Genomic DNA, 20189 nt, shown 5'->3' with positions numbered 1-20189 from the left:
GCCCCGGCCCGAGAGGGAACGTATCCGCCTGCCCCAAGCCTACCCACCCCCGACCCCTCCCTTGTCAGGGAGGGGAGCATAACGGTATCCGTAAGCTTCGAAACCGAACCGCCTACTTCTTGTCGGCGTAGAACCGCTTGACCACGTCCCAGCCTTCCTCAGCCGTTTCGACGAAGGTGATGAGGTCGAGATCGCGGGCCGAGATCACGCCCTCCTCGACCAGTGCGTCCCAATTCACGACCCGTTCCCAGAACTCGCGGCCATAGAACAGCACCGGGATCGGATCGATCTTGCCGGTCTGGATCAGCGTCAGCAGCTCGAAGCTCTCGTCGAACGTGCCGAAGCCGCCGGGGAACACCGCCACCGCCCGCGCGCGCAGCAGGAAGTGCATCTTGCGCAGCGCGAAATAGTGGAACTGCATCGACAGCGCCGGGGTGACGTACGGGTTGGGCGCCTGTTCGTGCGGCAGGACGATGTTGAGCCCGATCGATTCGGCCCCCGCCTCGTTCGCGCCGCGATTGGCGGCTTCCATGATCGAGGGACCGCCGCCCGAACACACGACGAAATGGCGCTTGCCGTTCGTGTCATTGGGGAACTGGCTGGCATGGAACGCCAGTTCGCGCGCCACGTCGTAATACCGCGCCTTGGCGATCATCCGCTCGGCGATCGCGCGCGAGGCATCGTCCTGCGCCAGCTCGAGGAGCATTTCAGCCTTGTCCGGCTCGGGAATGCGCGCCGACCCATAGATGACGAAGGTCGAGGCGATGTTCGCCTCGTCGAGCAGCAGCGAGGGCTTGAGCAGTTCGAGCTGGAACCGCACCGGGCGCAGATCCTCGCGCAGCAGGAATTCCATGTCCTGGAACGCCAGGCGATAGGCGGGATGCTCGGTCTGCGGGGTGGCGAGCTGCGTGCGGGCGGCTTCGGCTTCCTGCTTGGCCCCGCGGAACACGCGGGACGGGACTTTGGTGTCGGTCATAGACGATGGACTTGTAAGCACCGCCCCCCGCCCAAGCAAGCGCGATACGTCAACGACATAGCGGTCGCCCGCCCATGTCGAGGTGGAGGTGATTGTAATGGGCGGCGTTGTAATCGGGGGTGAGGGTGGTGACGAATCGCTTGCAGGCCGATCGCTGGATCACGCGCAGGAACTCGCGCTTGTCGGCATCGTCGCCGTTCCAGTCGCGCTCGATCGATATTCGCCGCCCGTCGGCCAGCACGAAGGCGGCGATGTCGACCGCATTGGCAAGGCCGTGTTCGGACACCCGCCCGGCCGAGCGCGCATCCCCACCGACGATCCCGCGACAGGCATAGGTGCCGAAACTGTCGATCTTCACCACGTCGCTGCCCAGCATCTGCCGCGCCGCCGGGCGCACGCCATGGCGAATCCAGCCGATCATCGCCCGCGCCGCCGGACAGCGGATCGCCTTCAGCCCCGCAACCGGCACGCCGATGTCGAGCAACTGCACCGCGCCGAGCACCACGCAACCCGAACCGTAATCGCGGTCGGGCAGCGGGCTGAAACGGACCCCCGCCGCCGACAGATCGGCATAGCATTGCTGCGTGTCGCGCTGCGTAGCACCGGTCAGCGTGATCGGTCCGCCCGGGCGGGGGCGGATGGCGGGCGGTGCCGGCGTATCGCGCTCGCCGCCGGCGCAGGCCGACAACAGCAGGATCGCGGAGAGGGCAAGGGCATGGAACCACGACGCGGACATTGCCCGGTGACGTCCCATGCGCGGTCCGCGCGCGCAAGTCGGGATGCGATCGGCGGTAACCCACTCACGTCGAAGATATTTTGGATACCGGTGTCACAAAGCGGATTGATCGTGGGGCGGGCATCTGAAACAATCAGCGCATATGCCTAACGACACGCTTCGGCGTGAATGCCTCCGCCGCCGAAGGAATATCGTGTGACGCTTCACGTCCGTACCCTGTCCGACCGCGTCTTCGAAATCGTGCGCGAACGCATCGTCAGCGGGGCGTTGATCGAACGCGCGCCGATCCGGCAGGATTCGCTCGCCGCCGAACTGGGCGTGAGCAAGATTCCGCTGCGCGAGGCGCTGGCCCGGCTGGAACAGGAGGGGCTGATCGCCAGCCAGGCGAACCGGGGCTATACCGTCCAGCCGATGTCGGCGGGACAGGCCGAGGAAATCTACGAGTTGCGCATCGTCGTCGAACCCGCGGCGGCGGCCTATGCGGCGACCCGTGCCGACGACACGTATCGCGCGCAGTTGCTCGATGCGTTCGAACGGCTCGACGCGGCGATGACCCGCGATCTGGTCGAGGCGGCGGCGTGCAACCGCGCGTTCCATGCCGCGCTGGTCCGCGCGCCGGGACGCGAGCTGACCGTGCAACTGGTCGAACGCCTGTCGGTCCTCGCCGAACGCTATGTCGTCGCCCATCTGCGCCCCGCCGGACGGGGCGACCGGGCGCATGTCGAACACAAACTGCTCCTCGACGCATGGCTGGCCGGCGACGGACCGGCGGTGGAGGCGATGCTGAAGGGCCATCTGATCGCCACCATCGAGGATTTGCGCGCCGAGTTCGAGGCCGCCAGCAAGGCGGCGTGACGCCGGATGTGGGACCCGATAGGGTGGCCGGGATGCTGCGTACCGTCCTGACCCTCTGTCTGATCCTGACCGCGTCGCCGGCGGCGGCGCGCGACATCCTGTTCGTCGGCAACAGCTTCACCTTCGGCGCGGGATCGCCGGTCGAACGCTACCGCCCCGACAGCGTCACCGACCTGAACGGCGAGGGGATCGGCGGTGTGCCCGCGTTGTTCCGCAGCTTCGCCGAACAGGCCGGGCTCGACTGGCAGGTGTTCCTCGAAACGTCACCGGGCAAGGATCTGGCGTATCACGCCGCCAATAAGCGCGCGCAAATCGACCGGCGATGGGACGTGGTACTGCTGCAGGGCTATTCGACGCTCGATGCGCAGCGGCCGGGCGACCCGACGCGCCATGCCGTCGCCGCCGCGCGGCTCGCGGCGCTGATCCGGGCGCGCAACCCCAAGGCCGATGTGCGGCTGGTCAGCACCTGGTCGCGCGCCGATCTGACCTACCGCCCCGGCAGCCCGTGGTCGGGCAAGCCGATCGCGACGATGGCCGAGGACCTGGCGAGGGCGAACCGGACGGCGAAGCGGCAGGCACCGGGCGTCCGCCGCGTCGTGCCGGTCGGGCTGGCGTGGAACCGCGCGATCGCCGCCGGCCTTGCCGACGCCAACCCCTATGACGGGATCGATCCGGGCAAGATCGGCTTGTGGGGCAACGATCACTATCACGGCAGCACCGAGGGCTATTATCTCGAGGCGCTGACGATCTTCGGACAGGTGACGGGCCATGACGTGCGCAAGCTAGGGGCAGACGAGCGCGCCGCGCGCGATCTGGGGTTGTCGCCGCAGACGGCGGTCGCGTTGCAGCGGGTGGCGTGGGAAACGGTGCGGCGCGATCGATGAGAGCGGCGGTGATGTTCGCGCTGGCGGTGCTGTTGGCGGGTTGCGGCGGTGGTGACGACGACCGCGCGGCCCGATTGCGCGCGGCGGGGCCGAACCCCTCGCTCGACGCGCTGCTGCGCGTCGCCAGCGTCGATGCCGGCAAACGCGCCTTCGGGCAATGCGGCCAGTGCCATACGATCGGACAGGGTGGGCAGGCGCTCGCCGGTCCCAATCTGTACGGCATCATGGGACGCGCCATGGCCGCCGATCCGCGTTTCGGCTATAGTCAGGCGCTGATCGACCATGGCGGACGATGGGACGCGGCGACGATGGACCGCTGGCTGGCGAACCCCGTCGCGATGGTGCCGGGCACGCGGATGATGTTCGGCGGAATCGCCGACCCGCTGCGGCGCGCCGACATCATCGCCTATCTGCGCTCGGCCGGACCGGTTACGCCAGCGCCCTGAGCAGCGCCTCCCACCACGCGACCCCGGCGTCGAACGACGCGACCGGCAGGCGTTCGTTGAGGCCATGGGCGAATTCGTTCGACGGCTTCATGAACACGCTGCCGATGCCGAACGCGGGGATGCCGCGCGCGCGAAAGTGCATCGAATCGGTCGCGCCCGCTTCCATCGCCGGGATGACGGGCGTGCCCGGCGCGCGCTTCGCCACCGCCGCCCGCACCGCCGCCAGCACGCGCGGTTCGAGCGGCGATGCCCCCGCCTCGATCGTGCCGTTGTCGATCAGCTCGATCCGAATCGCCGGATCGGCGATGAGGCTGGTCAGCTTCGCCTGAATCGACGCGCGCGAGGTGCCGGGAAAGATGCGGCAGTTGATGTTGGCGACCGCGCGCTGCGGCAGCGCGTTGGGCGCATGCCCGCCGTTGAACTGCGTGGGCACGCAGGTGGTGCGGACCTGTCCGACGAATTCGGGCTTCGACGACAGCAGATCGGCGGCGGCGGTGTCCTTCGGGTTGGCGGCGAAGGCGCGCATCGCGTCGCCGGTGGGGCCGGGGTTGTTGGCGGCGCTGCCTGCCAGATACGCCTTGGTGATCGCATTCTGTTCGGGCGGGAAGCGATAGGCGGCGATCCGGCCGACCGCCGCCGCCAGTCGGGCGATGGCGTTGACCGGTCCCGGGCGGCTGGAATGGCCGCCGGCATCGGTGATCGTCAGGCGGAAGTCGCCGTACACCTTCTCGGCCGCCTGCAAGCCATAGACGGTCGGCTTGCCCGCCTCGTCCAACGTGCCGCCGCCGGCGTCGGCGTTCAGCACCAGTGCGGCGTTCTTGAACCGTTCGGCGGCGGCGCGGGTCGTCGCCATCGTCGTTTCCTCATCGCCGGTCAGCAGCAGCACGACGTCGCGTGCCGGCACCCAGCCGGCACGCTTCAACTGCATCAGCGTGGCGATGAGGATCGAGACATCGCCCTTGTTGTCGAGCGATCCGCGTCCGAACACATAGCCGCCTTCGACCACCGGGGTGAACGGATCGCGCGTCCAGTCGGCCGGATCGGCGGCGACGACGTCCATATGGCCGAGCAGCACCGTTGGCTTGGCCGCCCGGTCGCGCCCGGCATAGCGCGCCACCAGATAGCCGGTATCGCCCATGGCCACGAACTCGATCGCGTCGGTGGGAAGGCCGGCGGCGACCAGTTGCGCCTTCAGATAGGCGGCATAGGCCGGCACTTGCCCCTGACCGGCGACGGTGCGGAACGCGATCCCCTTGGACAGCAGCGTCAACGCTTCCTTGCCGCCGGGCGTGGTCGGGCCTTGCGCCAGCGCGGGCGTGGCGAGCAGGGCGGCGGACAAAAGGGCGGCCAGACAGCGCATCACTCGATCTCCCACGAAGCGGACAGCACTTGGTGCCGCGCCGCCCGCGTCCACGCAAGGCTCAGTCGCGCAACGCCCGCTGGAACAGCGCGAGCATCCATCCGGTCGCCTGCACGAACAGCGCCGGATCGTAGCGCGGTCCCTCGTCGCGCAGGAAGGCGTGCTGCGCGTTGACCTCATGCCATTCATACGCCGTACCGGCATTTTCCAGCGCCTCGCGGATCGCCTGCCGCCCGGCGAAGGGGACGTGCGGGTCCTGCCGTCCCCACACGAACAGCAGTTCGCCGCCGATCTCGCCGATCCGCGCGAGGCTGTCGTCACAGCGGCCCTCGCCCAGCGTGCCCGAATGAATGTCGGTCGGGTAGAAACAGGCGGTGGCGCGCACGCGGGGGTCGAGCGCGGCGCGATAGGCGAGATGCCCGCCCAGACACACGCCGGCGGCACCGATCGCGCCGGTGCAGGCGGGATGGCGTTCCAGCCAGTCGATCACCCGCGTTGCATCGGCGTCGAACGCGGCGACGGGCTTGGCGAATTTCAGTTCGTTGCCGCGATCGGTTCCCGCCGGATCATAGGCCAGCACCGTGCCCGGCGCTTCGTATTCGTGGTAGACCTCGGGCACCGCCACGACATAGCCGTGCCCGGCGAGGAATGCCGCCAGCCGCCGGATCGGCGCCGTCACCTGATAGATTTCCGAATACAGCACGACGCCGGGGAAGCGCCCTTCCGCCGCCGGGCGGAACACATGGGTGCGCATCACCGCGCCCTCGTGGACGGGCAGGTCGACGGGTGGATCGGTCAGCAGGATCATGGATTGCCTGTGCGGTCGTCGGGCGGTGCTGGCAAGGGCGAAACCAGTTCGAGCCGCTGCGGCACCGTGCCCATCTCGATCCCTTCGGCGGGAAAGCGGACGAGCAGTTCGAGCAGCACGTTGCTGCGCGCGCCATAGGCCGAGCGGGGCGAATCGACATGCGCGAAACAGTTGAACGCGATCCGCCCGTCGACGATCGAATCGATGAAGGCGGCGGGTGCCGGATCGGCCAGCACCGCATCCTCGCGCGCGAACGCTTCGAGGACGATGGCGCGGACCCGCGCCGCATCGGTGCCGATCGGGACCGAGAACTGGATCTGGATGCGGCCGAGCGGTGACGCCAGCGTCTTGTTCAGCACGCTTTTGGTGATGAGTTCGGAATTGGGGACGATCAGCGTCGAATGGTCGGCGAGCGTGATCTCGGTCGATCGCACGCTGATGCGCTTCACGTCGCCCTCGTCGGTGCCGACGCGGATCAGGTCGCCGATCTTGATCGGTCGTTCGGCGAGCAGGATCAGGCCGGAAACGAAATTCTGGGTGATCGCCTGAAGCCCGAAGCCGATGCCGACCGACAGCGCCGAGAGGAGCAGCGCAATCCGTTCGATCCCGATGCCGAGCGAGGCGAGCGCCCAGATGACCGCCAGCGCGATGCCGACATAGCGCGCGACGAGGCTGACCGAATTGCGCCCCGATCCATCCAGATCGGTGGCGGGAAGATAGCGTCCCTCCAGCCAGCGCATGAAGCCGCGCACCAGCGTCAGCCCGATGACCAGCACGACGATGCTGCGCAGGATCGCGCCGGGCGAGATGGCGACCCCGCCGACCTCGACCCCGCGCGCCAGATCGCCCAGCCGCGCGAACACGTCCGCCACGCCGCTGCCGCCGAACGGCAGCAGCCACAGCCCGAGCGCGACGACTGCGAGCAGGACCCGCAACACGCCCGACAGCAGCACGCCGAACTGGTCGACGGTGCCACCGCGCACCCCCAGCCCACGGATCAGCGCGATCCCCAGCCGGCTGCCGCGATCGAACGCCGAGGTCGCGACATCGTCGATCGCGGTGAGCGCCAGATAGACCGCGCCGCCCAGCACCACGGTCCACGCGACCATTTGCCCGAGGAACAGGCCGAAGCCGATATAGCCGATCACCAGCGCCAGCAGCGCGACCACGACGATGCCCCATGCGACCAGCGCGATCGCGGCACGCCCGGTATCGGCGGGGGCGGTGATGCCGTCGTCGCGCGTGCTGCGCAGCCGGCCGATCGCGAACAGCGCGGCGGCGATGAGCGACAGGTGGAGCAGGGCGAGCAGCGCATGCGCCGCGGTGCGTGCCGCATCGCTGACGCCGATCGCGGCATTGATCGAATCGAGCATTACCGCGACCGCCGCGAGACCCGCGAGCAGGAACGAGAACGGGCGCAGCCGGTTCGCTGCATCGTTACCGATCGGCGCGACGCGCCAGCTCGGCTGGCCGCGCATCAGCACCGCGCCCAGCACCGCGCTGGCGAAGCTGGCGAACCCGATCGCAAAGATCGATGCGTCGAGCGGTCCGTCCCAGCGGTCGGCGACCAGCCCCGACCAGCGCGCACCCGCCACTACCGCCGCCGTCGCCAGCAACGGGGCGAGCGTGCCGACCAGCACCCGCCACAGCGCGTTAGCGGATCGCCGGACCCGGCGGCCCGGCGCGCCTTCGATCAGCAGGCGTTGCCCGACCCGCCCCATCGCCAGCCGCGCGGGTCCCAGCAGTGCGATGGCGACGGCCAGCCCGGTCAGCAGCGGCCATAGATGGTGCAACCCCGGCTGGCCGATCGTCATGGCCTCGACGGCGACGAAGCGCTGCAACCGGTGCAGGTCGCGCGGTATGGCGTGGAGGATCGCGCTCCAGAACGCCGGCGTGAGCGGCGAGGATACCTTGCCAAACAGCTTCTGGCTGAATTCGGCGGCCTCGCCCGCGCTGATTTCGTCGATCAGTTGCTGCGCCTCGACCGCGAGCAGCCGCGCGCGCTTGGTCGCCGAATCGAGGACGCCGTGCTGGCGAGCCAGTGCGGCGCGTTCGCTGCGGATCGCCGGGTCCTCGCCGGTCGCGGCAGGCCCCAGTTGGGCAAGGCGCGCGTCGATCCGGGTCAGTTCGGCCTGCGACTGCTGTGCGGCGTCGAGCGTGTCGCTGCGGACCACCTGCGCACGGGTTCGCAAGGTAGCGCGGGCATCGCGTTCGGGGCGGGTGTCGAGCAAGCCATCGACCGTGCCCAGCTCGTTCGCCGCGCGGTCGAGCCGGGGGGCATAGGCCACGGGGTCCGACTGCGCCCGGGCGGCAGGCGCCATCAGCAGCACGAACAGGGCGAACACGATCCGGAAAAGCGGCGTCATGCGCCATGGCCTATCGTCATCGTCGCGGCACGCCAAGGCGGTTCCCTTCGTGGCGCAGCGCGTTTAAATGCGCCGATGTTGCGCATCACCGAACTGAAACTGCCGCTCAATCATCCCGAAGAGGCGCTGGTCGCCGCGATTCGCGACAAGCTGCGGATCACCCCGCGCGACCTGATCCGCTACACCATCGCCCGGCGGGCGCATGATGCGCGCGACAAGGACGATATTCAGCTCGTCTATTCGGTCGACGTGACGCTGAAGAACGAAGCGCAGGTGCTGGGGCGCACCCGCCGCGACCGGACGGTCGGGCCGACGCCCGACACCGGCTATCACTTCGTCACCACCATGCCCGCCGACTATGCCGGTCCGCGACCGATCGTCGTGGGCGCCGGGCCGTGCGGTCTGTTCGCCGGGTTGATCCTCGCGCAGATGGGGTTCCGCCCGATCATCCTCGATCGCGGCAAGGTGGTGCGCGAGCGCACGCAGGACACCTGGGGCCTGTGGCGGAGGAGCGAACTGAACCCCGAATCGAACGTGCAGTTCGGCGAGGGCGGGGCGGGCACCTTTTCCGACGGCAAGCTGTGGAGCCAGATCAAGGACCCGCGCCACCTCAGCCGCAAGGTGCTGATCGAATTCGTGAAGGCAGGGGCGCCGCCGGAAATTCTGACCGAGGCGCATCCGCACATCGGGACGTTCCGGCTGGTCCAGATGGTCGAATCGATGCGGGCGACCGTCGAGGCACTCGGCGGCGAATATCGTTTCGGCCACCGGGTCGACGATCTGACCATCGAGACGCAGGGTGATGGCACGCGGCGGCTGGCGGCGCTGCACCTGTCGACCGGGGAAACGATGGCGGTTGATGCGCCGGTGGTGCTGGCGCTGGGGCACAGCGCGCGCGATACGTTCGAGATGCTCCACGATCGCGGCGTGATGCTGGAGGCGAAGCCGTTTTCGGTCGGCGTGCGGATCGAACATCCGCAAAGCTGGATCGATCAAGCGCGCTTCGGCCCGTGCGCCGGCCATCCCGATCTGGGGGCGGCGGCCTATACGCTATCGCATCATTGCAGCAACCAGCGCACCGTCTACAGCTTCTGCATGTGTCCCGGCGGTACGGTGGTCGCCGCCACCTCCGAGCCGGGACGGGTCGCGACCAACGGCATGAGCCAATATTCGCGCAACGAACGCAATGCCAATTCGGGGATCGTCGTCGGCATCGATCCGATGCGCGACTATCCGGGCCACCCCCTTGCCGGCATCGCGTTGCAACGCGCGCTGGAAACGAAGGCCTATGACACGGGCGGGGGCGGGTATCGCGCGCCGGCGCAGTTGCTGGGGGACTTCCTCGCCGGACGGCCCTCCACGGCGTTGCGCAGCGTCGTACCCTCCTATCGCCCCGGCGTGACGCTGACCGATCTGGCCGAGGTGCTGCCCGATTTCGTGGTGAAGGCGATGCGCGAGGCGCTGGTCGTGTTCGGGCGGACGATCCCGGGCTACGACCATCCCGATGCGGTGCTGACCGGGGTCGAGACGCGGACCTCGTCGCCGGTGCGCATCCGACGGGGCGAGGATTTCCAGAGCGTCAACACCCGCGACCTGTTCCCGGCCGGGGAAGGGGCGGGCTATGCCGGCGGCATCCTCTCGGCGGCGGTCGACGGGATCAAGGTCGCCGAAGCGGTGGCCAAGGCAATGACCGCCGCCCGCTGACCCCAAGCGACCGCCGGCACGGTGGCGACGGGCAGGGTCGCTGCCGCGATCGGGAACAGGATCGTGGAAACCAGCCGGGCGGCACCGGGCGCGACGACACGGCGCTGAAGGTCGGCGAAACGGAACAGGACGGACACGCCCTGCTCCGGTCAGGTGATCTCCACCGATCCCTGACAGAATTCGCCGACCGTCCGGTCGCGCCCGGCCTGCTTCGCCGCATAGAGATAGCCATCGGCGCGGCGCAGCGCATCCGACGCGCTTTCGTCCCCGCGCAAGGTGACGATCCCTGCCGACAGGGTGATGCCCTCGATCAACTGGTCGTTCTCGCGCAACCGATAGCGCCGCGCCGCGACCGCGCTGCGGGCTGCTTCGAGGAGGGCACAGGCTTCGTCGGCGGAAACGTCGCTCAGCAGCATGGTGAATTCCTCCCCGCCATAGCGGGCGACAAGATGCCCCTCGCAGGCGCGGGCGAGCGTCGCGCCGATCGCCTTCAACACGCGGTCGCCGACCGGATGGCCGTAGCGATCGTTGATCGCCTTGAAATGATCGACGTCGCAGATCGCCAGATGGCACGAATCGCCGGTGGTGACGGCCAGCGCTTCCTCGAACGCCCGGCGGTTGGGCAGGCCGGTCAGCGCATCGCGCCGTGCATCGTCGCGGGCGCGGGCGAGTTGCCGCCGCAGCTCGCTCGCCTCCTGCGTCGCCTGCGCCAGCCGGGCTTCGGCGACGTCGACCCGTTCGCGCATCTGCGCGGTGATCCGCGCCAGTTCGGTGAGGAACAGGTCGCTGTCGGGATGGGTTTCGCGCGACTTCCGCAACGCATCCTCGCTCGCGGCGAGATCGCGGCCGAAGGCGTGGGTTTCGTGGACGATCCCCTGCATGATCGATTCGAAGCCCGCGACCTGTCGCTCGGTTTCGGCGTGGAACGACAGGCGGCGGTCGGGCGGGCTGATCCGGCGACCGACGACATCCCCTGCCTCGACCCGTTCGCCGAGCGTCAGCACCTCGTCGCTGGTCAGCCGGACCCCGCCATCGGTCAGCGTCGCCACGGCATATGCCAGCGGCCCCGCCGGATCGCCGAGGACGCGATAGGCGAAGCCGTAGTTGACCGGCGTCGGCTCCAGCCGCTGGTCGAACAGAAAGCGGCCGATTGCCTGAAACAGACCATCGGCCGTGGCGTCCGGCGCGCTTTCGATCTGTCGGTCCATGAACAAGCGCCGTCTCCCTGCCGGTCAAAGGTTGAGCGGCAGGGGGTAGCGAGCGACCGCTAAAATCAGGTTGCCGCGCCGTTAACCTTTTGGGAAGGTCCGTTTCGCAGACGAACCGATCACCGTTGGCCGAGGCCCTGTACCGCCGTCAGCGTGGTGCGGACGTGATCGGCCGGGTTCATGTCGGAATGGACGAAGGCGATCCGCCCGTCGCGGCCGATGACATAGCTGGTGCGCGTCGTCATCACGCGGGCAGGCTGTCCGCCGGTGGCGGGACGCGACAGCGCCACGTCGAAGCCACGGATCGTGGCGGGCGATGCGGCGGCGACGGCGAAGCGGCCGGCGCAATGCTGGGTGCTGAACGTCTGCAACTTGTCGATCGGATCGGCCGACATGCCGATGACGGTCGCCCCCGCCGCCTTGAACTGATCGACCGCATCGGCGAACGCCTTTGCTTCCGCATTGCATCCGCCGGTGAAGGCGGCGGGGAAGAAGTACAGCACTACCGGACCCTTGCGCAGTTGCGAGCGCAGGTTGAGCGTGAACGCCCGCCCGGCGATTGCTGCACGGGTCGTGAAATCGGGAGCCTTCGCTCCCGGCGCGAGCGCGGCCGACAGCGGCGCGGCGAAGGGCAGGCACAGGGCGGCGGCAATCAGGGCGATACGCATCGGATCAGGTCCTTGGGGAGTGACGATTGGCGCACAGCCTAGCAGCTTCGCAAGGCGGTGCCATCCTGTCCCTAGCGGGTGAAGCTGATGCCGATACGCGCGGTCGTGGTGCGCAGCCGATAGTCGTCAATCGCCTCGCCATAGCCGCTGAACGCCTGTCCGAAGAGATAGAGCGCGGTGCCGCCGCCGATCCGGGCGAGCGGATAGGAAAGTTGCACTTCCCCCGCGCGCCGCACGCCCAGCGGATTGCGTACCCTTGCGGCGAGTTTCAGCCCATCGCGCTGCCCGATCACCGCGCCCAGCGACCAATTGCCCCAATAGCGATCGAGATCGCGGTAGCCGGTGCCGACATAGCTCCACAGCTTCGGCGCGACCTCGACCTGCCAGCCATCGCCAAGCGGCAAAGCATAGCTGGCGGCAAGGTAGAGACGGTTCACGTCGATCGACCCCATGTCGCCGCGCCCGTTCGAATCATGGGCATAGCCGCCCGTCGCCACCAACTGTGGCGTGACGTTGCGCTGATAATAGACTTCGGGGCTGTAGTTGGTGCTGCGGAACGGTCCCGACGACTGATCGATCGCCCAGAACATCGTCTGCGTCCATGCGACCCGTACACCGTCCAGCACCCCCGCCCCGTCGAACGGTCGCACGGCGAGGCTGAACTGCAGCTTCGCCCCGTCCGATCCGAAGCCGAACACGCCATAGATCGGTTCATGCGGTTCGAACCGGTCGAGGAAGCCCGACGCGGTGCCGTCAGCGGTCGCGATCACCGTTTCGCGGGCTGGCGGCGGTGGCACGGTGACGATCCGATAGCGCAGCCGGCGGAACCCGCCGGCCGGGATGGAAACCGCCCCGTCGTTTTCCGGCATGACGCGCAGCGAGGTGCCGTCGGCCGCCACCATGTCGATCGGCACCGGAACCGTGTCGGCGGCGGCATCGCCTTCGTTCAGCGCGAAGACGGTGACACCCTCGCCTGCCGCCGCGATCGATGCCGGCGGTTCGGCGACGATGCGGATTTGCGGCGGGGCGGCGGCGAGCAGGGCGAGGAGCAGCATGATGCGGGTGTGGCAGCGATTTGCGACCGCTGCGAGTATCCTTTGCGCTTTGCCCGTCACCCCGCCTATTCGGGGGCGATCCACGCTGCCGAAAAGGTCCCGCATGCCTGTCACCGCCGCCGACCTCGCCCTTGCGATGAAACTTGCCGATGCGGCGGGCGCGGCGATCCGCCCGCGCTTCCGTGCCGAGTTCGGGCTGGAGATCAAGGACGACGCTTCCCCGGTGACGCTGGCCGACCGCGAGGCGGAGGCGGCGATGCGCGCGATCATCGAACGCGAACGGCCGTCGGACGGTATTCAGGGCGAGGAATATGGTGTTCGCGAAGGCAGCAGCGGGCGCAACTGGGTGCTCGACCCGATCGACGGCACCCGCTCGTTCATCGCCGGCCGGCCGATCTTCGGTACGCTGATCGCGCTGGTCGAGGACGGCTGGCCGGTCCTCGGTATCATCGACCAGCCGATCATCGCCGAACGCTGGCTGGGCGCGGTCGGCCGCGGCACGACCTTCAACGGTCGCCCGGCGCAGACCCGCCGGTGCCGGACGCTCGCCGATGCGCTACTCGCCACTACCAGCCCGGCACTGTTCGATGACGGGCAGTTGCACGGCTTCGAGCATGTCGAGGCGAAGGTCCGCTCGACCGTGCTGGGGGGCGACTGTTATTCCTATGGCACGCTCGCCTCGGGCCATATCGATCTGGTGGTCGAGGCGGGGTTGAAGCTCCACGACTTCGCCGCGCTGGTGCCCGTCGTCGAAGGCGCCGGCGGCACGATGAGCGACTGGGCGGGCGATCCGCTCCATGCCGGCAGCATCGGCGAGGTCATCGCGCTCGGCGACCCCGCCCGGCTGGAGGATGTCGTTGCAGCGCTCGCCTGTCGCGGCGGTTGATGCGCGAACAGGCAACCAGCAGGCCGTCGCATCGTTGAGGGGGGCATCACCCCACAAGCGAAGGAACCTGTCATGGGCCTGTTTTCCAAGGACATCGCCACGCTCGACGACCTGTTCGTCCACCAGTTGCAGGACATTTATTACGCCGAGAACCAGATTCTCAAGGCGCTGCCCAAGATGACCGAAAAGGCGACCGATCCCGAGCTGAAGGCCGGGTTCGAGCGGCATCTGGCGGAAACCGAGGGGCAGATTGGCCGGCTGGACCAGGTGTTCGAACTGCACGGCGCGACCAAGAAGGCCGTCACCTGCCCTGCGATCGACGGTATCATCAAGGAAGCGAACGAGGTCGCCGGTGAGATCGCCGACAAGAAGGTGCTGGACGCGGCGCTGATCGCCTCGGCGCAGGCGGTCGAGCATTATGAGATCACCCGCTACGGCACGTTGATCGCATGGGCGCGGCAACTGGGTCGCGAGGACCTCGCCAGCCTGCTGGCCGAGACGCTCGCCGAGGAACGCGCGACCGATGAGAAGCTGACGGCGATGGCCGAGCACAAGGTCAACGCCAAGGCCGAACTCGCCGAAGCCTGATCCGCTGCAACGAAAAAGGGGGGCCTGCGTCGCCGCAGGCCCCCCTTCTTGCGTCAGGTCGACGTCTTAGTTGTCGGTGATGAACGAAGGCAGGCCGGCGTTGCCGCCATCGTCCTTCGATTCCTCACGACGCGGGCCACGGTCGCGGCGCGGGCCACGGTCGCCGCCGTCGCGACGCGGACCGCGATCGCCGCCTTCGCGCGGGCCGCGATCGCCACCCTCGCGGGGGCCACGGTCGCTGCGCGGACCACGGTCGCCACGCTCACCGCGCTCGCGCGGTTCGCGCGCCGGGCGGCTGTCTTCCAGCTCGGCACCGGTTTCCTGATCGACGACGCGCATCGACAGGCGAACCTTGCCGCGCGGATCGACTTCGAGGACCTTGACCTTCACTTCCTGCCCTTCGGACAGGACGTCGGAAACCTTCTCGGTCCGTTCGTTGCGGATTTCGCTGACGTGGACGAGGCCGTCCTTGCCGCCCATGAAGTTTACGAACGCACCGAAATCGACGAGGTTGACGACCTTGCCGTTGTAGATCTTGCCGACCTCGGCCTCTTCGACCAGCCCCTTGATCCAGTTGATCGCAGCCTCGATCTGCGCCGGATCGGACGACGACACCTTGATGACGCCCTCGTCGTCGATGTCGACCTTTGCGCCGGTGGTGGCGACGATCTCGCGGATCACCTTGCCGCCGGTGCCGATCACTTCACGGATCTTCGACTTGTCGATCGTGAAGGTTTCGATGCGCGGGGCATGTGCCGACAGCTCGCCGCGCGTCTCGCCCAGCGCCTTGGCCATTTCGCCGAGGATGTGCGCGCGGCCTTCATTGGCCTGTGCCAGCGCGACCTTCATGATCTCTTCGGTGATACCGGCGATCTTGATGTCCATCTGGAGCGAGGTGATGCCCTCGCTGGTGCCGGCGACCTTGAAGTCCATGTCGCCCAGATGATCCTCGTCGCCGAGGATGTCGCTGATGACGGCATAGTCCTTGCCTTCGAGGATCAGGCCCATGGCGATGCCCGACACCGGACGCTTGAGCGGCACGCCCGCGTCCATCATCGACAGCGAACCGCCGCAGACCGTCGCCATCGACGACGAGCCGTTCGACTCGGTGATGTCCGACAGGACGCGGATGGTGTAGGGAAATTCTTCCTTCGACGGCAGCACCGGGTGCAGCGCGCGCCACGCCAGCTTGCCATGGCCGACTTCGCGACGGCCCGGCGCACCGAAGCGGCCGACTTCACCGACCGAGTACGGCGGGAAGTTGTAGTGCAGCATGAAGTTTTCATAGTGCAGGCCGTTCAGCCCGTCGATCATCTGCTCGGCGTCCTTGGTGCCGAGCGTGGTCGTGCAGATCGCCTGCGTCTCGCCGCGGGTGAACAGCGCCGAACCGTGCGCGCGCGGCAGGAAGTGGACCATCGCCTCGATCGGGCGGACCGTGCGGGTGTCGCGACCGTCGATGCGGCGGCCGTCCTTCAGGATGGCGGTGCGGACGATCTCGGCTTCGAGCTTCTTCACGAGCTTGAGCGTGCCGAGATATTGCGCCGGATCGCTTTCCTTCAGGTCGGCGAAGGCTTCGCGTGCCTTGGTGCGCGCGTCGTTGATCGCGTTCTGGCGCGCCTGCTTGTCGGTCAGCTTGTAGGCCGCCGTCAGGTCCTTGCCGATCAGCGTCTTCAGCTTCTTCTTCGCGGCCGACTGGTCGGCGACCGGGGTCAGCTCCCACGGCTCCTTGGCGGCCTGTTCGGCCAGATCGATGATGCAGTTCACGATCTTCTTCGACGCATCATGCGCGAACACGACCGCGCCGAGCATGATCTCTTCCGACAGTTCCTTGGCTTCGGATTCGACCATCATCACCGCATTGCCGGTGGCGGCGACGACGAGGTCGAGATCGCCCGCCTTCACCTGCTCCAGCGTCGGGTTCAGGACGTACTCGCCATCGACATAGCCGACGCGCGCCGCGCCGATCGGGCCCATGAACGGCACGCCCGAAATCGTCAGTGCCGCCGATGCCGCGATCATCGCGACGATGTCCGGCTCGTTCTCGCCGTCATACGACAGCACCTGGCAGATCACGTTGATCTCGTTGTAGAACCCTTCCGGGAACAACGGGCGGATCGGACGGTCGATCAGGCGGCTGGTCAGCGTTTCCTTCTCGGTCGCACCGCGCTCGCGCTTGAAGAAGCCGCCGGGGATACGGCCCGCCGCCGAATATTTTTCCTGGTAATGGACGGTCAGCGGGAAGAAGTCCTGCCCTTCCTTCACCGAACGGGCGGCGGTGACCGCGCACAGCACCACGGTCTCGCCGAGCGTCGCGATGACCGCGCCGTCCGCCTGCCGCGCGACGCGGCCCGTTTCGAGGGTGAGCGTCTTGCCACCAAGGTCCATGGTGCTTTTCTTGATATCGAACATATCGTTTCCTTCGCGTCCGGCGGCCAGATGCGCGCCGGGGCAGCTTGGGTGGAATCTCCACCCCTTGGATCAGGCCGTTTCGGCCCGGTGTCCCGCATCGCCGGATTGCGGCGGGACGGCTTGGCCGGTCAACCGGTCACAAAGCCCATACCCCGTTTTCCGGGGAATCTCACGCACGGTCGTGCGACCGTGGTCATGGAAAAAGGGCGGCCCGTGGGGGCCGCCCTTGTCCGTTACTTCCGAAGGCCGAGCTTCGCGATCAGCGCGCTGTAGCGCTCCGCGTCCTTCTTCTTCAGATAGTCGAGCAGCGAACGCCGCTTGTTGACCAGCATCAGCAGACCGCGACGCGAATGATTGTCCTTCGCATGGGTCTTAAAGTGTTCGGTCAGATTCTGGATGCGCGTCGTCAGGATGGCGACCTGTACTTCAGGGCTGCCGGTATCGCCTTCGGCGCGGCCATGTTCCTGAATCAGTGCCTGACGGTTTTCGGGAGTGATCGACATCGTAGATCCTTTCTATGCGAGGTTGAAGCCGCGCACGACCCGGGTTTCCCCGGCGAGGGTTTCGACCAGCGCCACCGGCACATCGTCCAGTGTCGCAAAGCCCAGACCGTCGGTCGCAGCGAAACCGATCAAGCGAAGCCCCTGACGGAGCCGCCCTGCCTGATCGGCGTCCAGCGATAGAGCCGGGATGTCGTCCAGCCCCACCCCCAGTGGCAGGAGCGTTTCTTCAAGCGTGCGCCCCTGACCCATTTCGGCCAGTTTGTCCAGCGAAATGGCCGATTCCAGCGTGAACGGCCCGGCCTTCGTCCGGCGCAGCATCGTGACATGGCCGACGCTGCCGAGCGCGAGCGCGATGTCGCGCGCAAGGCTGCGGATATAGGTGCCCTTGGAGACATAGGCGGTAAGGGTGACGTCTTCGAGCGGATCGCCATCGGCCGCCACGATCTGCAGGTCGTGGATCGTCACCGCGCGCGTGGCGAGCACCACCTCCTCGCCCTTGCGCGCCAGATCATAGGCGCGTTCGCCATCGACCTTCAGCGCCGAATAGGCGGGCGGCACCTGTTCGATCGGTCCGGTGAAGCGCGCCAGCACATTCTCGATCGCGGCGCGGGTCGGACGGACCGGCGATTCGGCGATCACCTTGCCCTCCAGATCCAGCGTATCGGTCTGCGACCCGAAGCGGATCGTGAAGTCGTAGGTCTTGGACGCATCGAGCATCCGCCCGGCCAGCTTCGTCGCCTCGCCGACCGCGACCGGGAGCACGCCCGAGGCCAGCGGATCGAGCGTGCCGCCGTGGCCGACCTTGTACTTGCCATAGCCGCCATGGCGCAGCGCGCGCTTGACCGCCGAGACGACCTGGGTCGAACCCGGCCCCACCGGCTTGTCGATGATGATCCAGCCGTGCATCAGCCCCGCATCGCCTCGCAAAAATGACGGCGGCACAGCGCCACATAGCGGTCGTTGCCGCCGATCTCGGTTTGCTGCCCTTCACGGACCGCGTGGCCGGTCGCATCGACGCGCAGGTTCATCGTCGCCTTGCGACCGCAGTCGCACACCGATTTCAGTTCGACCAGCGCATCGGCGATCGCCAGCAACCGCGCCGATCCGGGAAACAACTGCCCGAGAAAGTCGGTACGCAGGCCATAGGCGAGCACCGGCACGTTCAGATCGTCGGCCACCGCCGCCAGTTGATCGACCTGGGCACCGGTCAGGAACTGCGCCTCGTCGATCAGCACGCAATCGACCGGTGCCTTGCCGACGGCCGCGAACAGGTCGCTCGCGGCATCGAACGGAATGGCGGGCGCCGACAGGCCGATGCGCGAGCCGATGACGCCCATCCCCTCGCGCGTGTCGATTCCGGCGGTGAACAGCATCGTCGTCAACCCGCGTTCGCGATAGTTGAAGTCGGCTTGCAGCAGCGTGGTCGATTTGCCCGCGTTCATCGACGCATAATAGAAATAGAGCTTGGCCACTCAGTCCTCGGCGTCGCCCGGTTCCAGATCGCGCGCGACCTTGGGATCGCGCAGCAACTGGTCGATGCGGCCGCCTTCGTCGAAGCTTTCGTCGATCAGGAACTTGAGCTTGGCGGCATATTTCAGGTTCACCCGCCGCGCGACCTCCGACTGGAGATAGGCGGTGTTGGTGCGCAGCGCCTTCAGCACGACGCCCTCGTCCTTGCCGAGAAACGGTTTCACGAACACCGTCGCATGGCGCAGGTCGGGCGACATGCGCACTTCGGTGACGGAGACGAAGTGTTTTTCGAGCACGTCGTCATGCACGTCGCCGCGCGCGAGAATTTCCGCGAGGATGTGGCGGACCTGTTCGCCGACGCGCAACAGGCGGACGGAGCGGGTTTCGGGGGTGGTGTCTGACATGGCTCAACCGAATTGACAGTGGAACCAGTGACTGTCGAGTCGCTGGCACCAGATGGTGGTGCTGCCGAACATGGCGGCAATATCGCGCCCGACCGGTCCGCCGTTCCAGCCGCGCGCGGCGGCCATGCGATCGGTCGGATCATGGACGATCGCCGCCCAGTCCGTCGAAGGGTCGCCGATGGTGCGGAAGGCGGTTCGGTTGCCATCGCGGTCGACCGCAACAGCGCCGGGAGGTAATTCGCCGCCCGCAAGTGCCGCATCGAAGGCAGCGCGATGCGAGCGATGCAGCCACCACGGCGGTGCGACATGCGACCAGTAGAGCGCCCGTCCGCCGGCAAATCCCGCGAACGGGACCGCGACGACCGGCAACAGGACCAGCAGCAACGCCGGGATGCCGATCCCGCGCCAGCGCCAGCCGGTCCGCACGCCATCGAGGGCCAGCAGGAGCCAGCAACCGCCGAGCAGACCGACCGCGACGAGCATCGCTCGGCCACCGAACAGATTGGCGACGAACAATGCCGCCGCCCCGCCGACCACCCAGACGCCGCACCAGCGGAGCCTGGGCCAGAGCATGGCGGCAAGGGTCGCCCCCTGCCGCCCTTCACTCACAGCGTACGGTCGCGCAGTTCGACTTCATAGGTTTCGAGGTAGTCGCCCGCCTTGATGTCGGTGAAGTTCTGCGTGAACGTGACACCGCATTCCAGACCGGCGCGCACTTCGGGAACATCGTCCTTGAAGCGACGCAGCGATGCGATCTCACCCTGATAGATGATGACATCGTTGCGCGTGATGCGTGCCTTGAGCGCCTTGCGGATGATCCCTTCGACGACCAGCAGACCGGCGGCGCGACCATGTTTGCCCGC

General features: G+C 67.6%; 21 protein-coding genes. 6 read left to right on the top strand and 15 right to left on the bottom strand.

What is annotated here, in order from left to right; all coding sequences use genetic code 11:
* Positions 1–112: 112 nt before the first annotated feature.
* Complete coding sequence (locus tag ASE78_RS03895) at positions 113–976, bottom strand: TIGR00730 family Rossman fold protein (RefSeq protein ID WP_055761956.1); 864 nt, start codon at positions 974–976, stop codon at positions 113–115.
* Positions 977–1025: 49 nt separating this feature from the next.
* Positions 1026–1712, bottom strand: a complete 687-nt coding sequence (locus ASE78_RS03890; RefSeq protein ID WP_056493509.1) for an extensin family protein — start codon at positions 1710–1712, stop codon at positions 1026–1028.
* A gap of 195 nt (positions 1713–1907) precedes the next feature.
* Here ASE78_RS03890 and ASE78_RS03885 point away from each other — a divergent pair, with 195 nt between their 5' ends.
* The 3 genes from ASE78_RS03885 to ASE78_RS03875 are packed head-to-tail and all read left to right on the top strand — an operon-like array spanning position 1908 to position 3897.
* Complete coding sequence (locus ASE78_RS03885) at positions 1908–2567, top strand: GntR family transcriptional regulator (protein ID WP_056493585.1); 660 nt, start codon at positions 1908–1910, stop codon at positions 2565–2567.
* 32 nt (positions 2568–2599) lie between these two features.
* Complete coding sequence (locus tag ASE78_RS03880) at positions 2600–3451, top strand: glycosyl transferase family 1 (RefSeq protein ID WP_056493506.1); 852 nt, start codon at positions 2600–2602, stop codon at positions 3449–3451.
* The gene (locus ASE78_RS03875) at positions 3448–3897 is read left to right on the top strand and encodes a c-type cytochrome (RefSeq protein ID WP_056493503.1); all 450 of its coding nucleotides are present in this window, start codon (positions 3448–3450) and stop codon (positions 3895–3897) included. The genes ASE78_RS03880 and ASE78_RS03875 overlap by 4 nt, the downstream gene beginning before the upstream one ends.
* Here ASE78_RS03875 and ASE78_RS03870 read toward each other — a convergent pair.
* The 3 genes from ASE78_RS03870 to ASE78_RS03860 all read right to left on the bottom strand — a co-directional run bounded on the left by ASE78_RS03870 (position 3881) and on the right by ASE78_RS03860 (position 8431).
* Positions 3881–5257, bottom strand: a complete 1377-nt coding sequence (locus tag ASE78_RS03870) for a M20/M25/M40 family metallo-hydrolase (RefSeq protein ID WP_082466996.1) — start codon at positions 5255–5257, stop codon at positions 3881–3883. The genes ASE78_RS03875 and ASE78_RS03870 overlap by 17 nt on opposite strands.
* Before the next feature lie 61 nt (positions 5258–5318).
* Positions 5319–6065: a dienelactone hydrolase family protein gene (locus tag ASE78_RS03865; RefSeq protein ID WP_056493500.1), complete on the bottom strand. Its 747-nt coding sequence runs from the start codon at positions 6063–6065 to the stop codon at positions 5319–5321.
* Positions 6062–8431 (bottom strand): DUF3772 domain-containing protein, encoded by a 2370-nt coding sequence (locus tag ASE78_RS03860; protein WP_056493497.1) that lies wholly within the window; start codon positions 8429–8431, stop codon positions 6062–6064. Before ASE78_RS03860 ends, ASE78_RS03865 begins: the two co-directional genes overlap by 4 nt.
* A 75-nt stretch (positions 8432–8506) precedes the next feature.
* Between ASE78_RS03860 and ASE78_RS03855 the strand changes: the two genes are divergently transcribed.
* Entirely contained in the window at positions 8507–10135 is a 1629-nt protein-coding gene (locus ASE78_RS03855) for an NAD(P)/FAD-dependent oxidoreductase (RefSeq protein ID WP_056493494.1), read from the top strand.
* 149 nt (positions 10136–10284) lie between these two features.
* On the opposite strand, the gene ASE78_RS03850 is transcribed toward ASE78_RS03855, so the two are convergent.
* From ASE78_RS03850 to ASE78_RS03840, 3 genes are all read right to left on the bottom strand, one after another.
* Positions 10285–11343, bottom strand: coding sequence for a GGDEF domain-containing protein (locus tag ASE78_RS03850; protein WP_055761936.1), 1059 nt, complete (start codon positions 11341–11343; stop codon positions 10285–10287).
* Between the two features lie 119 nt (positions 11344–11462).
* Positions 11463–12011 (bottom strand): peroxiredoxin, encoded by a 549-nt coding sequence (locus ASE78_RS03845; RefSeq protein ID WP_056493491.1) that lies wholly within the window; start codon positions 12009–12011, stop codon positions 11463–11465.
* A gap of 71 nt (positions 12012–12082) precedes the next feature.
* Complete coding sequence (locus ASE78_RS03840) at positions 12083–13066, bottom strand: phospholipase A (RefSeq protein ID WP_056493488.1); 984 nt, start codon at positions 13064–13066, stop codon at positions 12083–12085.
* A 103-nt stretch (positions 13067–13169) separates the two neighbouring features.
* Between ASE78_RS03840 and hisN the strand changes: the two genes are divergently transcribed.
* Positions 13170–13952, top strand: a complete 783-nt coding sequence (gene hisN, locus ASE78_RS03835) for a histidinol-phosphatase (protein WP_055761927.1) — start codon at positions 13170–13172, stop codon at positions 13950–13952.
* A gap of 72 nt (positions 13953–14024) precedes the next feature.
* Complete coding sequence (locus ASE78_RS03830; RefSeq protein WP_056493485.1) at positions 14025–14540, top strand: ferritin-like domain-containing protein; 516 nt, start codon at positions 14025–14027, stop codon at positions 14538–14540.
* A gap of 66 nt (positions 14541–14606) precedes the next feature.
* On the opposite strand, the gene pnp is transcribed toward ASE78_RS03830, so the two are convergent.
* From pnp to ASE78_RS19370, 7 genes are all read right to left on the bottom strand, one after another.
* Complete coding sequence (gene pnp, locus ASE78_RS03825) at positions 14607–16949, bottom strand: polyribonucleotide nucleotidyltransferase (protein WP_056493482.1); 2343 nt, start codon at positions 16947–16949, stop codon at positions 14607–14609.
* Between the two features lie 233 nt (positions 16950–17182).
* Positions 17183–17452, bottom strand: coding sequence for a 30S ribosomal protein S15 (gene rpsO / locus ASE78_RS03820; RefSeq protein WP_056493479.1), 270 nt, complete (start codon positions 17450–17452; stop codon positions 17183–17185).
* 12 nt (positions 17453–17464) lie between these two features.
* A complete protein-coding gene (gene truB / locus ASE78_RS03815; RefSeq protein ID WP_056493476.1) occupies positions 17465–18358 on the bottom strand; it encodes a tRNA pseudouridine(55) synthase TruB in 894 nt (297 codons plus the stop codon).
* Entirely contained in the window at positions 18358–18924 is a 567-nt protein-coding gene (locus ASE78_RS03810) for a thymidine kinase (protein WP_055761911.1), read from the bottom strand. Before ASE78_RS03810 ends, truB begins: the two co-directional genes overlap by 1 nt.
* Complete coding sequence (gene rbfA, locus ASE78_RS03805) at positions 18925–19326, bottom strand: 30S ribosome-binding factor RbfA (RefSeq protein ID WP_055761908.1); 402 nt, start codon at positions 19324–19326, stop codon at positions 18925–18927.
* A gap of 3 nt (positions 19327–19329) precedes the next feature.
* On the bottom strand, positions 19330–19899 hold the full coding sequence (locus ASE78_RS03800) for a hypothetical protein (RefSeq protein WP_156351274.1): 570 nt from the start codon (positions 19897–19899) through the stop codon (positions 19330–19332).
* A 32-nt stretch (positions 19900–19931) separates the two neighbouring features.
* On the bottom strand, positions 19932–20189 hold a 258-nt coding region (locus tag ASE78_RS19370), incomplete at its 5' end, for a hypothetical protein (protein WP_321163078.1).

The sequence above is a fragment of the Sphingomonas sp. Leaf25 genome, from assembly GCF_001421635.1.
Taxonomy (GTDB): Bacteria; Pseudomonadota; Alphaproteobacteria; order Sphingomonadales; family Sphingomonadaceae; genus Sphingomonas.
Note: the sequence above shows the minus strand (reverse complement) of the source record. Positions and strands in the feature narration are given on the sequence as shown.